The sequence below is a fragment of the Bacillus sp. EB V-12 genome (assembly GCF_056158125.1).
On the sequence record NZ_JBUXJL010000005.1, the window covers coordinates 253,580 to 277,648 of the forward strand.

Genomic DNA, 24,069 nt, shown 5'->3' on the forward strand with positions numbered 1-24,069 from the left:
AAATCACAGTTTCATGTATCCGTGTATACATTTAACGTTAAAAAACTACATATCCCTCCAAATTCCCTGATAAACAAATCAATTACTCATATGTATTCTCCCCCTATATAAACTTCCTTTCTTAATCTGTTGTTTTATACAGAAATATATATTTATACCTGTTTAAACCCAAACAAAAAAGGCCTCCTCAAGTCGATTAATTGTGCATAGCAAAATAAGCTAAATACACTAATCGGCTCAAAGAAGCCCTTTCAAAATTAAAGTAAGAACAAAACTTACTTCTACAACTCAACCACAACACATAAGGTGTGGGAATAAACGGAATCAAATAAACTAACAATATACCTATATATTACAAAATACATAGGTTTATATCAAGATATTTTAAAATATTTCCAAATGCTGATTTTCATTCTTTATTTTCTTCTAAATGAAAAAGCATATAAATACTTTACTCTTTCCAAAACTGTTCCAATAAAATGACAATCACGGTACCCACGAGTAATCCATTCCATAAATTATAAAAGGACAGCTATCCTTAGATAACTGTCCTTTTATTAAATAAGCAATAAATAAATTATTCTTATCGTATATTAATTATTCAAACTTAATGTTTATTAAAATGGTAAATATGGTTTTGGATCTACTTGTCCACCTATATACTGATTCTTAATTTCGAAGTGCAAATGGTTCCCAGTAGAATCGCCTGTACTACCTACTTTCCCTATTACTTGACCTTGTTGTACATGTGCCCCTACAGTAGTTAAAATTGAGTCCATATGACCGTATAATGTCCAAAGTCCGTCTTCATGCCTAATAACCACTGCATTTCCATATCCACCAAATCCTTGACCTCTTACACCAAAACCAGCAAATTCTACAGTTCCTGATTTAGATGCCATTATTGGTGTACCCTTTGCCGCTGAGAAATCAATACCTTTATGCACTGTCCCCCAACGACTTCCATACCATGAGCTAACATTTGGATTTTTGATAGGCATTTGATATTTAGAAGAACCCGAATCTGTTTCATGCGGATTCATCCACTTGTCGCCTTCCCATGTTTTAATCTTCAACCAACCACTAGTTGTCCCATCTATTATTCTAAAATTCTGTGGATTATATACTGCTCCAGCGTTTGCTTTACCTGAACTAAATGAAGGCTCGTTATACGCATAGAATGATTTGTTTATGAATCTTTCTTCTCCATCTAGATTCAGCCATTTCTCGCCTTCCCATGTTTTAACCTTCAACCATCCACTAGGTGTCCCATCCACAACTCTAAAATTCTGTGGACTATATAATGCTCCAGCGTTTGCTTTTGCTGCATTAAATGAAGCTTCGTTATACGCATAGAATGATTTGTTTATGAATCTTTCTTCTCCATCTGGATTGATCCACTTATAACCTTCATAAGTACCTACCTTCATCCAGCCATTTTCTTTTTTTTCTACTACTCCCCAATTTTGTGGGTTAAAAGGTTCTCCATAATTTGCTTTCTTTGCATTAAATGAAGGCTCATTATACGCATAGATTGTTTTGTTGACAGTAATTTGTTCAGCCGTAGGATTCATCCACTTGTCGCCTTCCCACGTCTTAAATTTCAGCCAACCATCTGTTGTTCCATCTACTATTCTAAATGTTTGTCTTCCGTACTTCGCTCCGGCATTCGCAACCTTTGATGAGAAAGAAGGTTCATCATATGCATAGAAATCTCCCATGACACGTTCTTCCCCAGTCAAGTTAATCCAAACTGGACCTTCCCATGTTTCAATCTTCCACCAGCCATTATCTCTTTTTTCTACGACTCCTACATTTTGGGCACCGTACTCTGATCCACCATTTGTTTTAGCTGAAGTAAATGACGGTTCTTTATACCCATAGAATGATTGATTCACGTATTCTGAACTATTAGCAGCGTGAGTTACCATACTAAATGTCGAGATAGATAGAATAAAGAATAATAACATTACACCCCTTTTTAACATATACTCTCTTCACTCCTTTTCGAATAATCTTATATTGCGCTTATTACATTAACATATTTTTCTTTATTTTTCTATATTTTTACTATTTAAAACCTATTTGATATTCCTATCTCATTCCTATCTCATTCCTATAATTAAGAAAATAGTTTTTACTCTAATATAAATATTTACAGTTTAATAAAAACAAAAAAAACCTGCTTTAATACAGGAGATTTTGATGTTATTTCCAATCTACATATTTAAAACTCTGGCGATTTGACGGGCTTTGAAATTCTCAATATAATAATGCATTTCTAATCCTTTTCTTTCTGCACGAAGTACGGTGCCTCTCAATTTTGATAAATGTTGTGAGGCCGTAGATTGCGGAAGATTTAAAATCTCTATTAACTGTGTAACATTACATGTCTTATGGTACATTAACTCATTTACAATTTGTAGCCGTACTGGATGTACCTTCGCCTTTAATACCTCTACATCTTCTTCCAAGATTTCTTTTCTCTCTTGCTTTTCTTTTAACTCTAATATTTCAAATTCCCCGTTATTATTTATTTCTATTTTCCTATTATCGCTATACATAATTACTTAGGTATGGTTCCCTTTTCGCCTGTTAAGAAAATATATTTTGATCAAATCTTCAAATCAAAAAAAGGTTATTTTTACAGAAATTACAATAATACATACTACTTGAATCTCAATAAATATAAATTAATAGAATATTCCGTCTCATATTGATAAATGCTATTAAATAGATTTTGATAGAGGAAATTTCTGATATGATACTAATTGCTGAATAATATCTTTGGAGAGGATGAAATTGAACAATGAATGTTCATATACAGGGGAACGAGCAAATAACTCATTTATTAAATGAATGGTATCAAGAAATTAGAGCTAGGCATGTAGACGCCGCTCAATTACTTAAACAAGAAATCGAAAACAAAATCCATAACATAGAGGAAAATCAAACGATATTATTATACTACTCACTACTAGATTTTAGACATCAATATTTAATTGATAGTTTAAGTATTTCTAAAGATAGCTTTAAACAAAGTGATGCTTATAAAACTCCTACAGACGATTTCCTTTCATACTATTATCACTTCTTTAAAGCCATTCATTCCAATGTTACTGGCAATCATAGCCTTGCAAAAATACATTACGATAAAGCTGAATACCTATTAGAAACAATTCCTGATGAGATTGAACATGCTGAATTCCATTATGAGTTAGCCATTTTTTATTGTCATACACATAGATTAATTTTATGTATTAATCATGTAATGAAGGCTAAAGATATATTTTCAAAGCATCCTGGATATGAATTAAAAGTTGCCTTCTGTAATAACTTATATGGATTAGCATGCACTCACTTAAAGGAATGGGAATTAGCTGAGGAACACTTTATCTCTGCTATGGATACATTCCAAAAAGAAAATTTAGAATACAATATTTTAATTGTCCGTCACAATCTAGGGTTTATGTACGCTACTCAGAATCTATCTGAAGTAGCATTACGTTATTTATCTGAAGTTAATCAGAAGCTACCTAGCGATTATAAAGCTGTATTCATTGAAGCTAGAGAGCATTATAAATTAGGAGAACATGAAATTGCTCAAGAATTAATAAAAAAGGGCATTCAACTCTCTACTCAATTGGGAATTGAAGGTTATATTCATCACTTTAATATTTTAGAAAAAATAAATCTACATAGCTGTGCTAACGATTTAGAAAAAGCTGTTTTAGAAGGAATTTCTTATTTTGAACGAGAAGAACTATATGAGTATATAAATGAATATACCGAAAAGTTGGCAGTCCAATTTTACAAAGAAGATAATCATCTAAAAGCTAGCTATTACTTTTATGAAGCTAGTAAAGCCAATGAAAAAAACTTTAAAAAAGGAGCATTAAAATGAAAAAATTAGCGGTTAGCTTACTTGGTATCTTAATTGTCGTTACAGTTACTTTTGGATCAAGTTCTTCAACAGGCACTCAAAGTACTGTAAATATTATTAAATATTCGCATGGACATACTGGATAATGAAAGGAAGGATTACACCTTCCTTTTTTATATTTTAGAATGATGAACGTATCCCCTACATATCTATCTATAAAAATTTAAGAAATAAATAATTCAAAAGGTAAAATAAAAATACTACAATTAAAAACTTCCATTTGTTTCTTTTTGTTGGTTTTCCAGCATGTTGTATATAAAAAAATAAGGAAATACCTGCCATAGTAATTAAAAACATTTGATAGTAATCAATCATCTGTAATACCCCCTCCATACAAAAAATAAGAAGTCTCTTTTTAAGAGACTTCTTATTTTTAATACAAACGACATACATAGGCTAAACACATACAATAAAGTCAGGATGATGTACTTTATTGCCTTTTTATCATAACATATAATTTATCATTTTTGTTTAATAATTCCATATAATAAAACTTTATCAACCTCAAAATGTTTTATAATAAAAAACAAATACAAATAAAATTAATAATATATTCACTTGATGCGGACGGAATATGCTCAAAAGATATATAGTTCGGTTACAATATCATTCATGATTTTTTAATTTTTTCCTTCCCTTCTGTTAAGAATACTCCAAATCTTGACTGATTACCTTATGTTAATACTTTATATATGCAAAATTACATACAAACCCTCATTGAAAATAATTCTCATTGTAACTATAATGGTTTCAGGGGTTGGAATTTTCACTTTCGTTTCAAATCTCACAATATATTAAAGGAGGAAATACTATTATGAAAAAATTGATTTTAGCAGGGGCACTAGGAATTGCAGTATTTTCAGGTATGAATTTACCAGGGGCTGAGGCATCAAAAGCGAGTGCAGCTACTACGAATTTAGAAATTCAAGAAGTCACAAAATACTACTCTATGAGTTCCTATGAAGTGTCTCAAAAAGAATCATTTAATCTTAAAAAAGGGGAAGAACTTACAGTCTTTGTACAAAATTCAGGGTTCCCAATTTCTTATACGGTCTTTGATGCGGATAATCAAGTAATTGGCACATTCAATGCTAATTCCCCATATGGTCGCGTATTTAAAGCGCAAAAAGACGGTAATATTTCTGTACAATTTCAAGCAGGTGTAAATTCTACGTACATGAAGAAGATGAATTTTACAGCTAAATTTGCTGTTTCTAAACTTAACCAATAATAAAAAATGTAACGATCCTCTTTAAAAACAAATTAAAAAGGTATATCCCTTCAATGGGATATACCTTTAGTTTTAGTGAATTTTATATTGACCAGATAACTGCTCTTGCGCCATACGAACTAAACGTTTCGTAATCTCTCCACCTACTGAACCATTTGCTCGTGCAGTTGAATCCGGTCCAAGTGTAACACCAAACTCCTGAGCGATTTCATATTTCATTTGTTCAATTGCACTTGCTGCAGCTGCTATTAAGATTTCGTTTGAATTATTATTTTCGCGAATTTGCATTTTTTAAACACCTCCGTTGAATTTGGTAATATCATGCTCTATTTCCAACAAAATATGCAAAAAAATTATTCGTTTAGCTATTTTACATATATACCTAAGCTTTCATCCCTTATGTGGGAATAAATAAAGGTATAGGTCATACCCTATACCTATACCTATACCTTCTTCTATCCTACTTACTTTTAAATTCCCCTATTAACCCCTGTAACTCTTGCGAGAGCCAATTTAAAGAATTTGCCAACTCTGCAATATCTTGTACATATAGTTCTTGCTCTTTCATACTTGTCTCCACATTACTACTGCTATTCACATATGTATTTGCAATGTGTGATAATTCATTTATAAACTGAACAATAGTTTGATTATTTTTTAGAATGTCACTTGAATGATTCGAAGTCGCTTTAATTTGATTTGTAACAGATTGTGCAGATTCTGAAATCTTTTCAAAGAATGCACCACTACTTTGAACAAGTGTTATTCCTAATTCTACTTCCTTTGAACTCTTCTGCATGGATCTTACAGCTCTCTCTGCTTCAGCCTGAGTTTCACCAATTAATTTAGCTATATCCCTTGCAGATGCCTCGGTTCTTTCCGCTAATATACGTACCTCGTCCGCAGCACCTGAAAATTCTTCCCCCATCTCTCCAGCACATGAGGATTCAGTAGAAGCATTTAAAGCTAATGAATTTGTTTGATTTGAAATGGTTGTAATTACAGTAAGAATTTCATGAATTTCCTTAGATCGTGCTTCGAATGCATAAATACTAGAAGGCACATCCTGAACTGTATCTTGAATTCTTTTCATTTGATTCACGATTTGCTTAATCAAATCTTTTCCCTCTACAGAATGCTGTTCCATGTCTTCCAAAGCATTGCCAACTTGTTTTGCAGCTGCTTTAATTTCTTTCATCTTACTTTCCATTTCTTGAACAATCCCTAAACATTTTTGCACTACATATTCATGAGAATGTGCTCCTAAATTTAATCCTGTAATAGCACTTGCAATTTCTTTAAAAGCTATGCTATTTTCTTTTGTACTTACCGACAATTCCTGTGAAGATGTCGAAACCTGTTCAGCAGTCTGCCTTACTTTATCTATAATCCTATTAAACTTTTTAATAGTGTTATTAAAATAGATATTGGTTATCCCTATATCATCAGATCTTTCATTCAATTTAATACTTAAATCCCCTTCACCAACTTTACGTAACCCTTCTTGTAAATCCTTTAAAGGCGATAGAGAGTTTCGTGAGATAAATATTTGAATTGTAATTGCGATAGTTAATGAAATTATAATAAATAGTAAACCTTGTATCATAAAGTTTTTCTTTGTAAGAGGAATAATAGAAGCTTCCAAATCCGCTGCAACAATTGCAATTATATTTTTATTTTCATCTGTAACTGGCTCTAAAATTGTTACCCAGAACCCTAATTCATCTTCATACACTTCTGTCATTTGTGCCTGTTTTGTTTGTATTACTTTATCGTATGTTTTCATCCAATAAGTAGGCTGCTCATAGTATTCACCTGGCTTTACAGAAACAGTATTTGCTAATTCTGTACCCAAAGCTACTATTTGTAATTCAGCTTTATCATTTAGCTTGGCTCCTGTAACATATGTTTGCCCAACACTTTTCATATCTTTTATAGATTTATCCAATTGCTCTGTCAATTTTTCTTTCTTCACTCTTTGAGCTGTGGGGTCTTTTGCTACATCTCTTACTATTTCTAGATCTAATTGATTTAACACCGCATCACCTGTTTCAAAAGACTGCCTCTCAAATATAGACATCATACTATTTTGAAACATATTAAAACTTAACGCTCCCATACTTCCAACAAGGGTCAGAATTACTAATACCGTTAGTAATACATTTTTTTGAAGCAACGATAGCTTATGCCAATATTTTTTCATTGATTTCACCTTTCTTATTTTCAACAATACAAAAACAAAGTAGTAACATATTAAGAGGTTCTCTTTTTGTTATTAATTTAAACTTTAAAATAGCATACTAATCGTTCAACCAAACGTTCCAATTTTTTTCATTTACAATTGCATCTTTTATATGTCCAGCTGCTCCTGGAAATCTATTAAAAGGAAGACGTAATACTTCTACCACTTCATCTTTTCTATTTGTACTGATTTCTTCTAAATCGATGATATTAAAGGATTTGCCTATAATAATTGCTATAATGTTTAATAGACGACTAAGAATATTTAAAATTCCATATTTATATCCTAAAGATTTTCAAATTAGATTTGTTGCAGTACCTTCAGCGAGGATTTTTTATAATATCGTTAGTTTTAACTAAAGATAAGAATTTTTAAGATCCTCATCTTTAGTTATTTTTATCTTGCAGAACAATAAAATCTGAAAGTTTAATTCAATCTCCTATTTTATAACTTTTTTCCTTATTTTTCTATAACATTATAATATTAACCTGTACAATCTGAACTCGTACTCTTTTGGCCTTTACCCTTCAATTGTCTTAAATTCATATGAGGTAGCGCAGAAAGTAAATTTTTAACAAAAAAATTTTGTATTAAAAAATGCAAAAATACATACTCCTCCAAAACTATATGCACTTAAATATTCATATAGTAAAATAAGCAGTACAAGCGTGTCCTATACAGCATATTTCCTTAACGGGCTTGATATTATATTCATCATAAAATTGGTGTGACCTTAATATCTCACTTAACTCTTTAATATTTTAATATTCACAATATAGTGTTAATATATCCCTACTTTATCGCTACACCTACATATAAACCAAGAATTGAATTACAGAACGGTTTTCATCAATAGTAGACAAAAACATGTCAAACAAAAAGAGACTCAATTATTTATTACTTTTCGTATAGATGTACTAAAAGATTATAGGAGAAATATATATGCTCAAAAAAATAAATAGATTTATGTTTGCTTTGCCTACCATTTCTTTTATTTTTCTTATTTTATTAGGATCATTTTTATTTGTAATACCATTAGATCTATTCTTACCTGAAATACAAAAAAACCCAATAACAGAAGCACCTCTTATTCTTCAAGTTTTATTAGGGGTATTAGCGGCACCTATATATGAAACAGTAGTTTTTCAAGTATTTTTATTTTGGCTATTAAGTTGGATTCCTTACATTAAAAATCGCGATTACCTTATCATTTTAATAGCTTCAATTATATTTGGATTAAATCATCAATATGGAATCACTTATATAGTTGGTACAACGATAATTGGTCTTTTATATAACTATGCTTATTGGGTATATAAAAAAAAGAATGAAAAATATCAGGTTACCATGTCTGCTTTTGGGGTTGTTTTTTTGATTCACTTATTACATAATTCTATTGCTTTTATAGCATCAAATTTATAAATGTTTTAAAGGTAATATAGATTAATGAATTATGTTTGTACTTGTTAAAGCTAAGAGACACGAAATAAAAATTAAAGAGTGGCTAATTCACTAATACTTCTAAATAGTCTTGTTTCAGTTTGTTTATTTGAAGAATAAAAAGAGAGGGACCTGTCAGGTAGACAGTATTTTCAAAACACAGCTAAGCCACCTGAGTCTATATTTGTATGGACTCAGGTTATTTAATTTCTCTTGAAATCTTTGAGGATTATAACATTGTATATATTTGCGGACTTAAGATAGATGAAGAAGTCTTTTTTATGTACATTATCCTAAAAGTTTTACTTTCGCAACATACTTTCCTTCATTTTTCTAACATCCCATCCTCTTCTTCCAATCGTTTAGTCTTAGTACCCGAACCTTTAGGTTTCATTCTACCTAAACATAACCCTTTTACTTTCCCACGTTCTTCTTCTAGTTCTTTAGTACCTAAAGTTTCGAATCATTTCATTTAACGTCTTACAATTGGATAATAAATGTCTATTTCTTTCTTAACAGTTTTATATCTTCTTTTAAGTATAAACCCATTTCCTTTTCCTTTCATTTTGCATAGCAAGTAATTCTAATTTACCCCATAGAAAAATCCCCTCCATAATAAATAGGTTAATGTGTTTTCTTTTTCCTATCTACTATGAGGGGAGAATAGCATACTAAAGATAGCTTCTTTTTTGTAAAAGAACTAAGATTCTAGTGTCGTAATTAATTGCTGACGTTCTTTATCTCTAAAAATTTTAATTAATTTGAAGTTCCCTTGAAGTTTGACCTAAATACTGCCATGGAGAATATAGGGATTGCACATGAACATTTGGAGTTTCTTTAAACTGTGATGGAGAATGTATTATAGCAGCAAATGTAAGTTTACTTACTCCTATTGTTGTGCCTAAAGCAATAGCACCAATAGTAAGTTTTTTAATCATTTTTTCAGCCCTATTATTCTGTTCTTTTGCCTAAAATTCCAATATCCCCATTACTTCTTTTGTAAATAGTTTAAAATCAGTTAAATGTTTTTCAATAATTTGACGAACAATATCTAAATTTACACTTTGATAATCATGAACAGCAATATTACGAAATCCAACCATTGCCTTTAACTTATTTGCTAGATCAGCGCTAAGTAATCCTGCTGTAACCAATAAATCAAAGGCCTCTCGACTAGATTGGGGTAGTCCTAATTTTTTCCCTGCCACAATATGCATCGCTAAATCAATACTCGCTTCACAAGCTCTTTGTATATTCAATATTATTGAATCTTGTTTTGTAAAGTCCTCTAAATTTTCAGGGTCATTTCCATACACATCTTGGATTCTTTTTATACAACGCTCTATTGTAGAAATTTTATTTAAAATAACCTCATTCTTCATATATAGAACCTCTTTTCTTTATATCATCAAATACTATCTGTCGTTCTTCATTCAATTTTGAATACATTTTTAAGGTTTTCATTTCAAAAATAACCTTACGTTTTTCATCCGAACAAAATATTGTCTTTCCTGTATGTATAATCTGAGCTTGAAAAACTGTAGAAGCTTCGGATAAATCAACTAAATCAACATCTCTATGAACAATGTTAGCTAACTCCTGTGCTAATAAAAAACGTTCATAGTTCCCTAATGTTGTGTCACTTACATAAGCTATATCAATATCACTATCTTCTCGTTCTCTGTTCTCAGCCGTTGATCCAAACACAATTATCCAATAGGGATTCACCGTCTCTTGTAATTTTTCTATAATAGCTGTTATCATGCTTTGAAAAATCATCTAATTAATCCCCCTTATTATACTTGAATTTTATTATATCATAACCATTACGAAATCCATTAAGCTACAACAAATACATAAACAAATTTAAAGCTTCTTAGTACTTAAAACACCTCAAAATTGCTTTTGAAAATCTAAAAAATAGGGGCTATATTTCTCTAATAACGGTGTCTTTTATATGTTAATTCACCTTTAATTTTTCTTTTACTTTTGTAGGGAGTTCGTCTTTTTTAACTTCTTCCCAAGATTTCACACCTTTTTCCTCAGTGTAATATATAAGTAAAAATGCTTCTTTACGAAGATTTTTTAATGCTGTAAACTCCATTTCCTTTTCCTTACCGTCCTTATCAAATCCAGACAATTTATATTGGTAAGTCGTATCACCATTAACATTTTTCTCTTTTAATTGTTCGCCATCCTTAGTAATTTGAACATAATATTTATCTGTACCAAGTCGGTTTAAGTTACACCCCGATAAAAACACAGTAAATATCACAAAAACACTAAACATAAGCATTATTCGTTTCATATTATTCACCTCATATTTCTTCTCAAAAAAAATTATATCCCAATCTTCTTACTGCCAAAATCCATTAACATTACGCTAACATTACATTTTTGTAAGATAGTCACTATCTATTCAAACTAAGCACCCGATTGACTTCAAACCTTAGGATAAACTGTATATTTTCAGATAACAACTATACTATGTAACATGATCGACTACATATATAATAATATGAAAGCATCATTTAATTTTTGCAGCATGAGGGAAGCAAGGAACTCATGATTTACTATATATTTATCATTTTGGAATAAACATATTTAGCAGCAAATGATACAAAAAATTTCAAGTTTCAGAGGCCCACAATCCTCCAATTGCTGGTGGGGGTCCTTTACTTAATGTTGCAATTGAAAGTACAGATGTTTTCCCTGAATTACATGCTGCAGCTACAAAAGGATATGATAATACAGTAGTACTAACGGAATCTCTTATTAAAGAAGGAATCGAAAAAAAGAAATTAAAGATGATATAGATGCTATGTCACTTGCTTCTTCCCTTTCCTCTTCCATTGAAGGAGCTATTATGGCTAGTCGAGTATCAAAAAATAATATACATCATCATTATTTTATAAAACAAGTAAGATATCTCCTTAATTCATATGCCAATTAAACCTTCTTAAAACACGGCTTGTATATAAAAACAAAAAGACACTTTGAGGTGTCTTTTTTCAATATGTCCATTGTAATAATTGATTTGTTAAAGCAAATAAAATATCCGATAACAAAGAATAAAGACCTTGGAGCCGTCTTTATTATAAAAGTTTCCTTCTTGATTAATGTAATGATTCCTTCTAATCCTCATTCTCTTCTTCAATTAGTAACTCGATATATGAGGAGGTATCATCGCTCATTAGACCGTTAACCGGTCCGTGTCTACAAGCTTTTTTTCCGATGGAGCAAGAAGATGAACAATAAATTTAGCAGACTCTGCTGTAATCCTTAACAAGAAAACATTTTCTAAAATAAGCAGTTTCCCTACTTGTATGGTCAACTAACAGTAGAAAATTATTTTGTCCTGACAATTTATATGTGAGAATTAATCTTGGAATTTTTTGTTTAAATATCCAAATATTAGTTACAGATTGTTGTACTTCTGAGTTAAATCTTTTTATTTGTACAATATGCTCAAATAATTAATAAAATTTATCTATTAAACTAGCAAAATATCCTCATATCCAAATCTCATTCGAAGAAAAAAGAGTGCTCCCTCATGATTCTATCTCAAAAACAAATTTCATTTTCTGATTGCTCGACAAGAATTACATACTTAGAAACCATAACAGGATGTAATAAAGTTTCATCCCTATTCATCCCTATTCATTCTTAATCTTCCCAGTATACAATACGCTAATTCCATTCTATGAATATATATAAAAATACCATTCATCAAAGTTTATTATGGCTATAAAAATAAGATTATTTATCAGTTCAAATTAGCAGACTGTCTAAAATCTCTCACTTAAACACAGGATCAACTACTATTTTAAGGGCTAATAACCCCTTAATAACTTCTCACTATAGAGATATTTGAACCCTAGTAAAATTCCGCATCATTAAAAATAAATTACCACTTTGTCTATTTCGATTAGTAATTTTCAACATATCCTATCTTGAGAAGTAGCAAAGAGGTATTTTTTTAACCCCTTTCTACTTTTTAATTTATTTGAGGAGGAAGATATAAATGCCAGAACGTCATGAAGATGAAATCCGTGAATTGTTACACGCATTTCAATTAGTAGGTGCAAGAGTAGTATTATTTTTACCATCGTTTCATGTAGAAGGTCTTATCACTCGAATTGGAGAAAACTTTGTTACTCTTCGTCGTGGTAACGGCGAAGGTGTCGAAGTAGAAAGTAATGCTAATGGTGGAGACCTTGAGAATCCAAACCAAATTAGTGTTAAAATTAGTTCAATTTTATCAGTTAGTGATGACCAAGGCGAATAATTAATACAGCCAAAAATGCAATGGGGTTATAAATACCCATTGCATTTTTTAAATTTCATTTTACAGAACCTTAATTGGTATGAATTCCCCTGAAATATTACTTATATGGAAAGTAATTTTGATTTCTTTATTATTCTTTTTATTATTCTTTTTATTATCACTCCTTCATACAATCTGTTTATTTTATAATACAACTCTTTTTAGAGAGTATTTAGATATGTCAGTTTTGTTTAAATCAAAAAATATTAAACAGCCTAAAATGAATCCAAAACAAGATTATTTACCATTTAAAATTAGCAGAATGTCTATAATCTCTCATTTAAACACAAGATCAACTACTATTTTAAGGGCTAATAACCTCTTAATAACTTCTCACTATAGAGATATTTGAACCCTAGTAAAATTCCACATTATTAAAAATAAATTACCACTTTGTCTATTTCGATTAGTAATTTTCAACATATCCTATCTTGAGAAGTAGCAAAGAGGTATTTTTTTAACCCTTTTCTACTTTTTTAATTTATTTGAGGAGGAAGATATAAATGCCAGAACGTCATGAAGATGAAATCCGTGAATTGTTACACGCATTTCAATTAGTAGGTGCAAGAGTGGTATTATTTTTACCATCGTTTCATGTAGAAGGTCTTATCACTCGAATTGGAGAAAACTTTGTTACTCTTCGTCGTGGTAACGGCGAAGGTGTCGAAGTAGAAAGTAATGCTACTGGTGGAGACCTTGAAAATCCAAACCAAATTAGTGTTAAAATTAGTTCAATTTTATCAGTTAGTGATGACCAAGGGGAATAATCAATAAAACCCAAAAATGCAATGGGTTGTAAATACCCATTGCATTTTTTAAAATTTCATTTTACAAAACCTTAATTGATATAAATTAGCCTAAAATATCACTTATATAGAAAATAATTTTGGCTTGTTTATTATTTTTTTATTAGCACTCTTTTACATAATCTGTTTACTATATAGTACAACTCTTTTTAGGAGGTGTTTAGATGTGTCAGTTTTGTTCAAATCAAAAAAATATTAAACAACCTAAGTTTAAATTGTTTAATATAGATCCTATCCCTTTTTATACTCCACCACGCTCACAAAAAAATACTTCAGTTTCATCAGAACCAACGGATACTCCACCACGTTCACAACAAAATACTTCAGTTTCATCAGAACCAACAGATACTCCACCACGTTCACAACAAAATTCTACGGTTTCATCAGAACCAACAGATACTCCACCACGTTCACAACAAAATTCTACGGTTTCATCAGAACCAACCGTTACTTCACCACGTTTACAACAAAATTCTACGGTTTCATCAGAACCAACAGATACTTCACCACGTTTACAACAAAATACTTCAGTTTCATCAGAACCAACGAATACTCCACCACGTTCACAACAAAATTCTACGGTTTCATCCCAACCTACAAATGCTCCATCACGTTCACAACAAAGTCCTACTATTTCATCCCAACCTACAAATGCTCCATCACGTTCACAACAAAGTCCTACTGTTTCATCCCAACCTACAAATACTCCATCACGTTCACAACAAAGTCCTACTGTTTCATCCCAACCTACAAATACTCCATCACGTTCACAAAAAAATTCTACGATTTCATCAAAACCTACAAATACTTCATCACGTTCACAAAAAATCTCCATAGTTTTATTAAATTTACCATCCCCATCTGTTTCTCAAGGAGAATCAAAAAGATTCAAGATCAAACAAAATAACTCACAATCGATTTCTAAATATCAAATCAACGCGTCTAAAAATATTAAAGATATTACAAATGAAATCCAAAAACTTTTACGTGATTATCAATTAATTCATTTACCCATCATAATATTTTTAGAACAAATTCATATTAAAGGTTTTATAATGAGTATTGGTAAAGAATCAATCGCTGTTACTGGGCCAAATCTACAGATAAAAGATAATTCAACTAATCAGATTATACAATCTCCAAATAAAATCACTATTAAAATTAAATCAATTCAAGCAATTAGTAATACGAAAAACTTCCTTATAAAAAATAATGCAGATCAAATAAATGAAAATTAAAAAACATAAATGGCGGAAGTTTACAAAATTATACATTCCATGAAAATATAACATTTTAAACTAGCTTCTCCATTCCTTTGTTGCCTAATTTATTTTAAAATAAGGGATTGTACCGCATCAATCCGCCATTAACTTAACAAATAAAAATACCCACAAGTACGAATTCACTATGTCCATTTTAACGCCTGGTTTGTTAAGTAAGGTAAATATCTAAAGAAGTACTTTCCCTCTTATATAGTTAAAAGTACAACAGACAAGCTCTTATGCTATTACACATAAGAGCCTATCTCACCATTATTATACTCAACTAGTTATATAAAATTCTCTTATATTAAATAGAAGATATCCCTACAATTATTCTGGGAAAATAAAGCTAGAGTCCCCTTCACTATTAGCGGAATCTTCTTTTGGGAACGTAATAGTAGATCCTTCATTTCCCTTATTCCCTTTATTTATTTCTTGTTCCTCAGGAAATACAATGGAAGAATCATTACTTAAGTTTGGTGAAAAACCAAGTTTAGATAAAATGGCTTTTAAGTCAGGTAAAACACCAATTCTATCAGAAGTTGGATCATTAGATTTCGTTCCAGTGCTAGAATCACTTAAAATATCCCTAAGCTGTCTTGGTGTATATACTCTCCCCTGATTATTTTTTGCAATTCCTTGAATTGATGCTGCAGCGCCAGCAATAATAGGCGATGCACTAGATGTTCCAGCAAAACTAGATGTATATAGATTTGTTATAAATTCACTTGGTTTAGCATCTGTAGTATCTACTGCATTCCCCCATCCATACACATCCACTCTACTACCGTAATTAGAGAAATATGAACGCTTATGAGGAACCCTTGCAGAAGCTGCCCCAACCATAATTGCCCCTGAATCTTTAAAATCAGGACTATTACGATTTAAAACTTGTTTACCATTACGGTCTCTAAATTGATCCAAGTCATTTCCGCCGTTTGCACCTGCTTCAATAATAATAATTCCCTTATTTGTTCCCATACGAATTGCATCAAATATGTCTGGTTTTACTTCCACAGGAAAATAGTTCTTATCTCCATATCCATCGTAAGTTGCTTGTGCCTCTAGTAAAAGAATATCTCCAGCTTGCATATTGTTAACCGCACTTAAAATAGCATCAGCTGTATTATAATTTCCGTTATCCCTAATCTGGGATACAACCTTTACCTTAGCTTTCGGTGCGATTCCAATTCCACCTATGTTATTATCCTCTGCCGAAACAATTCCTAAGACTGAGGTACCATGGTCATGATGCTCACTTTTATTCTGTCCAGATATCAATTCAATTTTTTGATTCACTAAATCCTCATGATTAAATAACCACCCATACTCCATATCTACGAAAGTAGTTCCTTTTCCATCTCCACCTTTTATGCTCCAGGCATAAGGTGCATTAATTCCTAATGGTGCTGGTTCAAGGTAACCTTGTCTTGTAAGTCTAGGCTCATCATATGGATTAACAGATAAATTGGGCAAACGCTCTGCTGGTGGCGCCTCTTCTTCCTGTAAATACGCCGTTTCAACAAGAGATGATTTTTCAATTTTTGTAAGTAATGCTTGTACATCAATATCATCTTGTGTTTCTACAATATAATAGTTTAGCAAATTAGAAGAAATATGATCGGAATCTTTTATTTCTTTACCAAGATTTTTAATTTCTTTAGGATTTAAGGAATTAAAAAGTCGATTTATAGTTACGTTTGGATATTCAGCTAAAATTCCAATTAATTCAGGATCTTGTTTTTCTTCTTTAATGAATTTTTCTATTCCATCCTGATATGGTAAATTCGCTTCATTTTTAAATTTCAAAATTAATTGTTTCGTAACTTGCTTATGTACAGTAGAATTCAATTGCTTATTTGAATAATTGTAAGTAGCTGCATAGGCAACTTCTGATTTTCCACTTGGAAATAGTCCGCCTACCCCATTGAATGCTGTTAATGCAATTGAAGAAACTAGAATTCCCTTAAAAATTTTCAAAACGTGCACCTCTTTTTATTAATATATAATTATAAAAAAATGTATATTACCTAATTTCTTTTTATACAAACGTTTTATATGTAGGACTATATTTTCAACTCCATTCATTCTTTAATATTTGTTTATACATTATTAATACAACCAATTCATACCAACAATTTTATTAATTCAGTTGTATAACTGTAACCATTATAGTTACACCATTGCGAAATAGTCAACCTTAAATGCAATTTTGCATTTAAAATCATACATACTTCTATCAACTTACTCCCAATTATTTCAAGATAAGTTGAACTTCTATCATTTTGAGTAATTGCATATATATAATATAGAACATATAAGGGGGGTTAAAACGTGGTAATCTCAAGACAAGATTCCTGGACTGATGATAACGATTTACTTCTCGCATCAACAGTACTCCAGAATATTCGTAACGGTGGAACACAGTTAGCTGCATTCAAAGAAGTAGCAAAACTACTAGCTAGAACACCCGCAGCTTGTGGATTTCGTTGGAATTCATATGTGAGAAAACAATACCAAGAAGAAATACAACAAGCAAAACAAGACCGAAAAATGGGAAACAACATTCCCCTCTCCCCATCAGAAAAAGAAAAAGACTCTTTGTCTCTTACATTAGATGATATTATTCTCTTTCTACAAAATTATAAAAATGTGAATGAATTGACAAAGTTACAAAATCAAATTGAAGATTTAGAAACAGAGAATCAATCTCTTCTACAACGTATAACTATGTATGAAGAAGAGTATCGTATGTTACTGAATCATATTGATAAGACAAGAAATTTAATTGCAGTGGATTAAACAGCATAACTATAATGTCTTTCCAGTAGGATTTTCGCCCGCCAAAACCACCATAATTAAAGAAAATTCAGACTGTTATTAGTAATAATAAGTAAAATACACATACATAATGTATGTGTATTTTACTTTGACTATTATTAAAAGAAATATTTAGTCTATGTTACATCTTTTCTAATATTTCTTGTCTTTCACACCATTTTGTTAGCTTTTCTAATGCTTTTTTAGATAAACGTTTTGTTTTATAATTACAAAACCTAGATAATGTAGACGGAGAAATACTAATTTCATCTGCTATTTCACGAATGCTTACCTTCTTTTCATTGTGTACTTTCAGTATTTGGTCACGGATCTTTTTCTCTATTTGTTCGACTGATTCTACAGTCTTCTTTATTTCTTTAACAACTTTTACTTCCGGTAATTGCTCTTGTGGTTCCTCTATACTCTTCTTTCCTATTACCCTATCCATTGACTGTAGCATTTCTTCAGGTGGTAAAATCGTTATTCCTAAGTTGGTGTAATAATTTTTAAACCAATTACGTTTCCCAATTTGTTGTTCATCCAGTGGATCACTATACTCCCAATGAGAGATTACTTTTTCATTTTCTAAATCCATTAGAACATTTTCTAACTGTTCTCTAATACGATTAGGCTTCCAATCTTTTGGGATATCCATTACTGCTAGCAGTCCTTTGTCCCCACCTATAGAATATGGCTTTTTCAATGATGAATACATTTGTCTAATTCTCCATTGCCATGTTAAGTATCGAATTAACCTTTTATGATATTTGTGTCTATAACTATTGTATTCAAGTGCTTTTTTAGATAATAGGGCTGTTGTATTATTTGATCCATACAAATAATTAGTTAAAAAGCTACCCGGCTTAATACGACAAGATTCAATACCCATGTATTCGTTAGTAACACTATGTCTCCATAAAACAACTGAATCTAATACAAATAATCTTTTGATAACTTCACGCTTTAATTCTAAACGTTCCCCATCATCATCACGGTCATTTAATACAACGACTTCATTCTCATCATTTAAATAGATAAAAATGCTTGCTAAAGCTGCAATTCTCTTTGCTATCTTAATTTTATCTTCCGCTCTATAGTATTCTTTATTTTTAACAACTGTTTTTGGAATGTTGCACATTTCTAAAACTTGTTCATAAGAAAAGTCAATAAAATCATCTGGAGATTTTGCTTCATTGATCCACTGTATTGTGATTGCATCTAAGCAATCTGCCGTTAAATCATCCATATTACTCATTACGTCATCTACAAGGGTATTCCATCGAGCTGCTTCTTCTATATTAGTAAGTCTTAAATCTTCATCTTTGTGTGAAGAAAGCTGAGCTACACCAGTAGAAGATTTTGTTTCAATAGGATATTGTAAAACCTTACTCAATTCGTCCTCTTCAAATTGATTTTTTGCAATCCCATCTCTTAGCTTATAATAAACAGCAGAGTTATTTACCTCATAATAATCCTCATGGTTTACTATGCTTGTCTCTTCTATATTTTGATCATTTTCTACTATTATGGAACTTGAAGATGCTACATTTTGAAATTCTTTGTCTATAAATCCTTCAATTTCTTTATATATTTCTTCCTTATAGGAATCAATTTTGGCATAAATTTGTACTAATGTAGTACCGGATTCTTGTTTTTTTTCTAGCCAAGACACTAATGCAGTAAATGATGGAGAAGCATGGGGTGATGTGAGTACCTTATTATTATTGTTTTCAACATCTTTAAAGTATGCATTCCACTTATTCCATACTAGCTCGTTAGTTTTATAAATTGGCTCAGAGATTAACAAGGCATCTCGAAACATTTGTAATAAGTTATCCACTTTCTTTTCCTCCCTAAACCATGGATCACAATAAAATAATTCTCAGTATAAAAATCTTAACTACTATTATATTTAATTTATTGTAACAGATATTTACAAATTTTTGTTTCTTTCTTTCCCTATTCTTCTTTTCTTGCATTTCTTTTGCTCTTTACTTTCCTTAACTCCTCAACTTGCAACAGTTTGCTCTTCCTCTTACCTATTTCTCCTTACTTACATTCCTTTTGCGCTTTGTTTGCCTTATATTTCTCAACTTGCAACATGCTGCTCTTTCTTTTCCCTATTTCTACTTACTACATTTCTTTTGCGCCTTGCTTGCCTTAATTTTTCAACTTGCAACATGTTGCTCTTTCTCTTACCTATCTCCCCTTACTTATATTCCTTTGCGCTTTATTTGCCTTAACTCTTTAACTTGCAACATGCTGCTCTTTCTTTTCCCTATTTCTACTTACTTGCATTTCTTTTGCGCCTTTCTTTCCTTAACTCTTCAACTTGCAACATGTTGCTCTTTCTCTTACCTATCTCCCCTTACTTACATTCCTTTGCGCTTTATTTGCCTTAACTCTTTAACTTGCAACATGCTGCTCTTTCTTTTCCCTATTTCTACTTACTTGCATTTCTTTTGCGCCTTTCTTTCCTTAACTCTTCAACTTGCAACATGCTGCTCTTTCTTTTCCCTATTTCTACTTACTTACATTCCTTTGCGCTTTATTTGCCTTAACTCTTTAACTTGCAACAGTTGCTCTTTCTCTTACCTATTTCTTTTAACTTGCACACTTTTTGCGCTTTGCTTTCCTTATATTTCTCAACTTGCAGCAGTTTGCTCTTTCTCTTACCTATTTCTTTCAACTTGCACACTTTTTGTGCTCTGCTTTCCTTATATTTCTCAACTTGCAACAGTTTGCTCTTCCTCTTACCTATTTCCCCTTACTTACATTCCCTTTGCGCTTTGCTTTCCTTAACTCTTCTACTTGCAACAGTTGCTCTTTCTCTTACCTATTTCTTTCAACTTGCACACTTTTTGCGCTTTGCTTTCCTTATATTTCTCAACTTGCAACAGTTGCCCTTTCTCTTACCTATTTTTAATCAACTTGCAACATGTTTGCGGTATCCTTTCCCTATTTCTTTCAACTTGCAACAGTATAATTTATTTCTCAACCAAGTAATTTAAAAAAAAATCATATCATTTTAAAGTTTTTAAGCTATTTATCTCATATTTTTAATAAGTTACATACATAATATGCAACATGTTTGCGGTATCCTTTCCCTAACTTCTTTACCATTTTCAATGTAATCCCTTATATACCAAGGGTTTAGGTACTTTTCTATTTACTTTTATACATATTAACCAACTTGCAACACGTTTGCGGTATGCATGCCCTTATTTTTCTCACAAGATGCAACACTGTTTGCGGTATCCTTTCCCTACGTTCATTCTATAAATGCCAACAATTCCTTTTATATCAATGCTAATTATTACAATTTATTTTTAATGATTGCATTCACTAACTTGCAACATGTTTGCGGTATCCTTTCCCTAACTTCCCTGCCACTTTCACTCTAATCCTTTATATACCAAGGGTTTAGGTGCCTTTTCACTTACTTTTATACATACCACACAACTTGCAACACGTTTGCGGTATCCTTAACACAAAAAAAAATCATGAAATTCTCTTATCCCTTGATACCACTAGCTTCATAAGCTGTTGCAAGTTGCTATTTTTCTTCTTAAAGGAGCACCTTTCATCATTTTTCGATTTGCTATAATCAAAATTGGTATATTTTATAGTATTTTGGCATATATTTCTGAATTTGTAGAACGGAGGTGAAAAAGATGGGGAAATCATTTGTGATACGTAATCAACGTAGCTTAAATGGGGAAACAACAAACGCAGTTTTAGTAACACTCAAATCTTGGCAAAAATTTGTGGAAACATTTGAGGAGAAATACTACAGCTATAAAGATACATATTTGGAAGATATTCTGCAGCACATGACATACGAAGATCGCATTGCTGACGTAGAAGGCTTTGTCGAAAAAGCTAAACCATCTTTTTCACGTCGCGCAATGTCTACACTTGCAGAAAAAGCGGGAAGAAAGCATAAATTATACGGCATTACAAATGCTGATCTAGAAGTGTTCTTATATCTACATAAGAAATGCTTTACTAATGGTGTTATTCCAAATGTAACAATACATATGATGTGGGAAGATTACAAGCAATATAAAGAAGAGCTTGCATACATTCAGCACTCTCAATTCTATATTGCATTAAAGAAATTAAACTTACATAACATAATCTCTATTGAAAATGGCTTAGATGGCCGATATACAATCAAACTGACTCATTTTCTGAATGAGGAAACAGAAAAAGCAAATCCGTACGTATATATTAGTCCTGTTGTATTTACAAAGGCTTTCTTTAAACTATCTGTAGCAGCAAAGAAATTATTCTTAGACATTGCGATGCAACAACATACGGAAACAACATTAAAGCGTTCTTTGGACAAGCAGGACGAAAGAGGAAACAAAACTCACTTCGGTGGGATGTATCGTTTCTTACATAAAAAATATCCGCATCAGATTCGTGCGGTTATCGAGGAATTAACAACTGCATTACCATGTACGGGGAATCCCCTATTCAAAATTTGCAAAATGCAAAAAGGTGTAAAGCATACAAAACGATATACAACATTATATCTGTCTATCCATTCAGACTTCTTATGTTCGAAAGAAGCTGGAGAAGAACAACATAGGGATCCATTTACACCAAAAGCTACCTATGCTCGAAAAGCGAAATTTATCGAAGCAGTCCTACAAGAGATGAATATCGGTGAACTGTCCGCAGACATGAATAAATTCATTCATGTATTAAAGCATACTTGTCACCGTCAAATTCGCAGTGTAATTCGCGGACTACGTGACATGGTTGATCGAAAAGAAGGATATCCAACGAAAATTGTATATACATTGAAGAAACTATTGCATCAAACATCTCAATATCAAATTCTCGATACAGCAGCAAAGGAAGGGATCTACCCTCTTATTGCGCAACATATACCAAAAGAGAGAAATAGTGACCGTGAGCAAGCTATCTTTAATTTTGGTCTACATTATTCTATGTACTCTCTTCATAACATTAAGAAGATGTTTAAAAATGTGCATGCATTACTGAAGCAGAAGTTTGCGGTACCAGTGACGGAAGAGTCTTATCACCGTAATTATCTAAAATACCAGGAAGAAACGTTATTTAGGAAATATGCATATGATCAAGGAGTGAATCTCCATGCATATATCGCTTTAGAAATTAAAATGCGTGAAAAGCTAAAAGTTCGTGGCCATAAAGAACGCATAATTCCAAGTGATGTACGTGAGTGGTTTATCGAATCCATTGATAAACTACCACAAGAGCAGCTGCGTGTGATTGAGCTACCAAAACAGTTTAATTTACTAGAGTTTATGCGTACCTTCGAGCGTTTAGTACGTGCTGGTGTAACAATAACAGCTCCAGATCAGGTGCTAAACGAAATGGAAATAAAATAATAGTAATGAGCTCTCTATTTTGAAAAAATCGAAAGTAGAGGGCTATTCGTGTTTGTATGATTAGTAATCCATTTCTGCTACTCTACTTAAAATACCAAATCGGAAGGACTTCATGTAAAATGGAGTCTTTTTTTATGCACTTCTATACAAATTCAATTCTAGCAATATATAACTCTCCACATAACACTAGGGAGTATTCTTCTAATGTATTAAAACCTATCTCATAATACCTACAAAAAATCAAAAGGAAAATTATAAAGATAGTGGATATGCGGACAAATAAGATTCAATGTGAATATAATCTTTCACAAATCATTGTAATTACTAATGTTGTTGTATTTATCTAATAAAAATCATCAATAATAATGTGAGTTATGTGTAAATACTGAGTAATGTTAACAAATAATAGCCTAATCTGGATAAAATGTGGGTAATTGAACGTTAGATACTGCTTATTTACCAAAATAAAGAAAATAAAGCCTATTTCCATAGTTGGATAAATATAAAGTGTTTTGTATCAATTTCTTTCCGATTTCATGTAGAAATATATAATTCTCTTTATGCTTTTTTGTAGAATTGATAGTCTAATAATCATTGAATTTCCGTATACATTT

General features: G+C 31.5%; 21 protein-coding genes and 4 pseudogenes. 10 read left to right on the plus strand and 15 right to left on the minus strand.

Annotated features, from left to right (window positions below; translation table 11 throughout):
* Positions 1 to 617 precede the first annotated feature (617 nt).
* A complete protein-coding gene (locus ACZDYH_RS18470; protein ID WP_434714684.1) occupies positions 618 to 1,988 on the minus strand; it encodes a M23 family metallopeptidase in 1,371 nt (456 codons plus the stop codon).
* 231 nt (positions 1,989 to 2,219) lie between these two features.
* A complete protein-coding gene (locus ACZDYH_RS18475; protein WP_258009816.1) occupies positions 2,220 to 2,564 on the minus strand; it encodes an ArsR/SmtB family transcription factor in 345 nt (114 codons plus the stop codon).
* Between the two features lie 245 nt (positions 2,565 to 2,809).
* Here ACZDYH_RS18475 and ACZDYH_RS18480 point away from each other — a divergent pair, with 245 nt between their 5' ends.
* Both ACZDYH_RS18480 and ACZDYH_RS18485 read left to right on the plus strand, forming a co-directional pair.
* Positions 2,810 to 3,904: a Rap family tetratricopeptide repeat protein gene (locus tag ACZDYH_RS18480; protein WP_102957124.1), complete on the plus strand. Its 1,095-nt coding sequence runs from the start codon at positions 2,810 to 2,812 to the stop codon at positions 3,902 to 3,904.
* The gene (locus ACZDYH_RS18485; protein WP_000732005.1) at positions 3,901 to 4,029 is read left to right on the plus strand and encodes a hypothetical protein; all 129 of its coding nucleotides are present in this window, start codon (positions 3,901 to 3,903) and stop codon (positions 4,027 to 4,029) included. The genes ACZDYH_RS18480 and ACZDYH_RS18485 overlap by 4 nt, the downstream gene beginning before the upstream one ends.
* 67 nt (positions 4,030 to 4,096) lie before the next feature.
* Here ACZDYH_RS18485 and ACZDYH_RS18490 read toward each other — a convergent pair whose 3' ends face one another.
* Positions 4,097 to 4,258, minus strand: a complete 162-nt coding sequence (locus ACZDYH_RS18490; RefSeq protein WP_180985083.1) for a hypothetical protein — start codon at positions 4,256 to 4,258, stop codon at positions 4,097 to 4,099.
* A gap of 499 nt (positions 4,259 to 4,757) precedes the next feature.
* Between ACZDYH_RS18490 and ACZDYH_RS18495 the strand changes: the two genes are divergently transcribed.
* The gene (locus ACZDYH_RS18495) at positions 4,758 to 5,174 is read left to right on the plus strand and encodes a hypothetical protein (protein ID WP_000733523.1); all 417 of its coding nucleotides are present in this window, start codon (positions 4,758 to 4,760) and stop codon (positions 5,172 to 5,174) included.
* A gap of 72 nt (positions 5,175 to 5,246) precedes the next feature.
* Here ACZDYH_RS18495 and ACZDYH_RS18500 read toward each other — a convergent pair whose 3' ends face one another.
* Together ACZDYH_RS18500 and ACZDYH_RS18505 are read right to left on the minus strand one after the other, a co-directional pair.
* The gene (locus ACZDYH_RS18500) at positions 5,247 to 5,462 is read right to left on the minus strand and encodes an alpha/beta-type small acid-soluble spore protein (RefSeq protein WP_001167047.1); all 216 of its coding nucleotides are present in this window, start codon (positions 5,460 to 5,462) and stop codon (positions 5,247 to 5,249) included.
* A 172-nt stretch (positions 5,463 to 5,634) separates the two neighbouring features.
* Positions 5,635 to 7,377, minus strand: coding sequence for a methyl-accepting chemotaxis protein (locus tag ACZDYH_RS18505; RefSeq protein WP_102957125.1), 1,743 nt, complete (start codon positions 7,375 to 7,377; stop codon positions 5,635 to 5,637).
* A 981-nt stretch (positions 7,378 to 8,358) separates the two neighbouring features.
* Here ACZDYH_RS18505 and ACZDYH_RS18510 point away from each other — a divergent pair.
* Positions 8,359 to 8,838 (plus strand): CPBP family intramembrane glutamic endopeptidase, encoded by a 480-nt coding sequence (locus ACZDYH_RS18510; protein WP_078984864.1) that lies wholly within the window; start codon positions 8,359 to 8,361, stop codon positions 8,836 to 8,838.
* A gap of 153 nt (positions 8,839 to 8,991) precedes the next feature.
* Here the strand turns inward: ACZDYH_RS18510 and ACZDYH_RS18515 are convergent.
* The 5 genes and pseudogenes from ACZDYH_RS18515 to ACZDYH_RS18535 form a co-directional block, all read right to left on the minus strand.
* Positions 8,992 to 9,102: pseudogene (locus ACZDYH_RS18515) on the minus strand (hypothetical protein); the annotation flags it as partial.
* A 512-nt stretch (positions 9,103 to 9,614) separates the two neighbouring features.
* Positions 9,615 to 9,794, minus strand: a pseudogene (locus ACZDYH_RS18520) (hypothetical protein); the annotation flags it as partial.
* 30 nt (positions 9,795 to 9,824) lie between these two features.
* Positions 9,825 to 10,238 (minus strand): type VII toxin-antitoxin system HepT family RNase toxin, encoded by a 414-nt coding sequence (gene hepT / locus ACZDYH_RS18525; RefSeq protein WP_000787540.1) that lies wholly within the window; start codon positions 10,236 to 10,238, stop codon positions 9,825 to 9,827.
* Positions 10,228 to 10,635 (minus strand): type VII toxin-antitoxin system MntA family adenylyltransferase antitoxin, encoded by a 408-nt coding sequence (gene mntA, locus ACZDYH_RS18530; RefSeq protein WP_065705218.1) that lies wholly within the window; start codon positions 10,633 to 10,635, stop codon positions 10,228 to 10,230. Before mntA ends, hepT begins: the two co-directional genes overlap by 11 nt.
* A 181-nt stretch (positions 10,636 to 10,816) precedes the next feature.
* Positions 10,817 to 11,164 (minus strand): YxeA family protein, encoded by a 348-nt coding sequence (locus tag ACZDYH_RS18535; protein ID WP_097818937.1) that lies wholly within the window; start codon positions 11,162 to 11,164, stop codon positions 10,817 to 10,819.
* A 334-nt stretch (positions 11,165 to 11,498) separates the two neighbouring features.
* On the opposite strand from ACZDYH_RS18535, the pseudogene ACZDYH_RS18540 reads away from it, so the two are divergent.
* Positions 11,499 to 11,809 (plus strand): annotated as a pseudogene (locus ACZDYH_RS18540) (TetR family transcriptional regulator C-terminal domain-containing protein); the annotation flags it as partial.
* Between the two features lie 252 nt (positions 11,810 to 12,061).
* Here the strand turns inward: ACZDYH_RS18540 and ACZDYH_RS18545 are convergent.
* A pseudogene (locus ACZDYH_RS18545) lies at positions 12,062 to 12,411 on the minus strand (DUF2935 domain-containing protein); the annotation flags it as partial.
* Between the two features lie 469 nt (positions 12,412 to 12,880).
* On the opposite strand from ACZDYH_RS18545, the gene ACZDYH_RS18550 reads away from it, so the two are divergent.
* Both ACZDYH_RS18550 and ACZDYH_RS18555 read left to right on the plus strand, forming a co-directional pair.
* Positions 12,881 to 13,144: a hypothetical protein gene (locus tag ACZDYH_RS18550; RefSeq protein WP_001115161.1), complete on the plus strand. Its 264-nt coding sequence runs from the start codon at positions 12,881 to 12,883 to the stop codon at positions 13,142 to 13,144.
* Between the two features lie 542 nt (positions 13,145 to 13,686).
* A complete protein-coding gene (locus tag ACZDYH_RS18555; RefSeq protein ID WP_065705211.1) occupies positions 13,687 to 13,950 on the plus strand; it encodes a hypothetical protein in 264 nt (87 codons plus the stop codon).
* A gap of 280 nt (positions 13,951 to 14,230) precedes the next feature.
* Here the strand turns inward: ACZDYH_RS18555 and ACZDYH_RS18560 are convergent, their stop codons facing one another.
* Positions 14,231 to 14,824 carry a hypothetical protein gene (locus tag ACZDYH_RS18560; RefSeq protein ID WP_474886897.1) on the minus strand — a complete coding sequence of 198 codons (594 nt, stop codon included), beginning with the start codon at positions 14,822 to 14,824 and terminating at the stop codon, positions 14,231 to 14,233.
* A 220-nt stretch (positions 14,825 to 15,044) separates the two neighbouring features.
* Between ACZDYH_RS18560 and ACZDYH_RS18565 the strand changes: the two genes are divergently transcribed.
* Complete coding sequence (locus tag ACZDYH_RS18565; RefSeq protein WP_434714695.1) at positions 15,045 to 15,227, plus strand: hypothetical protein; 183 nt, start codon at positions 15,045 to 15,047, stop codon at positions 15,225 to 15,227.
* 354 nt (positions 15,228 to 15,581) lie between these two features.
* On the opposite strand, the gene ACZDYH_RS18570 is transcribed toward ACZDYH_RS18565, so the two are convergent.
* The gene (locus ACZDYH_RS18570) at positions 15,582 to 17,231 is read right to left on the minus strand and encodes a S8 family peptidase (protein ID WP_474886899.1); all 1,650 of its coding nucleotides are present in this window, start codon (positions 17,229 to 17,231) and stop codon (positions 15,582 to 15,584) included.
* A 354-nt stretch (positions 17,232 to 17,585) separates the two neighbouring features.
* Between ACZDYH_RS18570 and ACZDYH_RS18575 the strand changes: the two genes are divergently transcribed.
* Positions 17,586 to 18,053 carry an RsfA family transcriptional regulator gene (locus tag ACZDYH_RS18575; RefSeq protein ID WP_434714698.1) on the plus strand — a complete coding sequence of 156 codons (468 nt, stop codon included), beginning with the start codon at positions 17,586 to 17,588 and terminating at the stop codon, positions 18,051 to 18,053.
* A 160-nt stretch (positions 18,054 to 18,213) separates the two neighbouring features.
* On the opposite strand, the gene ACZDYH_RS18580 is transcribed toward ACZDYH_RS18575, so the two are convergent.
* Positions 18,214 to 19,911 carry a helix-turn-helix domain-containing protein gene (locus ACZDYH_RS18580; RefSeq protein ID WP_434714700.1) on the minus strand — a complete coding sequence of 566 codons (1,698 nt, stop codon included), beginning with the start codon at positions 19,909 to 19,911 and terminating at the stop codon, positions 18,214 to 18,216.
* A gap of 717 nt (positions 19,912 to 20,628) precedes the next feature.
* Positions 20,629 to 20,808, minus strand: coding sequence for a hypothetical protein (locus tag ACZDYH_RS18585; RefSeq protein WP_434714702.1), 180 nt, complete (start codon positions 20,806 to 20,808; stop codon positions 20,629 to 20,631).
* A gap of 937 nt (positions 20,809 to 21,745) precedes the next feature.
* Here ACZDYH_RS18585 and ACZDYH_RS18590 point away from each other — a divergent pair.
* On the plus strand, positions 21,746 to 23,455 hold the full coding sequence (locus tag ACZDYH_RS18590; protein ID WP_474886902.1) for a hypothetical protein: 1,710 nt from the start codon (positions 21,746 to 21,748) through the stop codon (positions 23,453 to 23,455).
* The last annotated feature ends 614 nt before the right edge of the window (positions 23,456 to 24,069 follow it).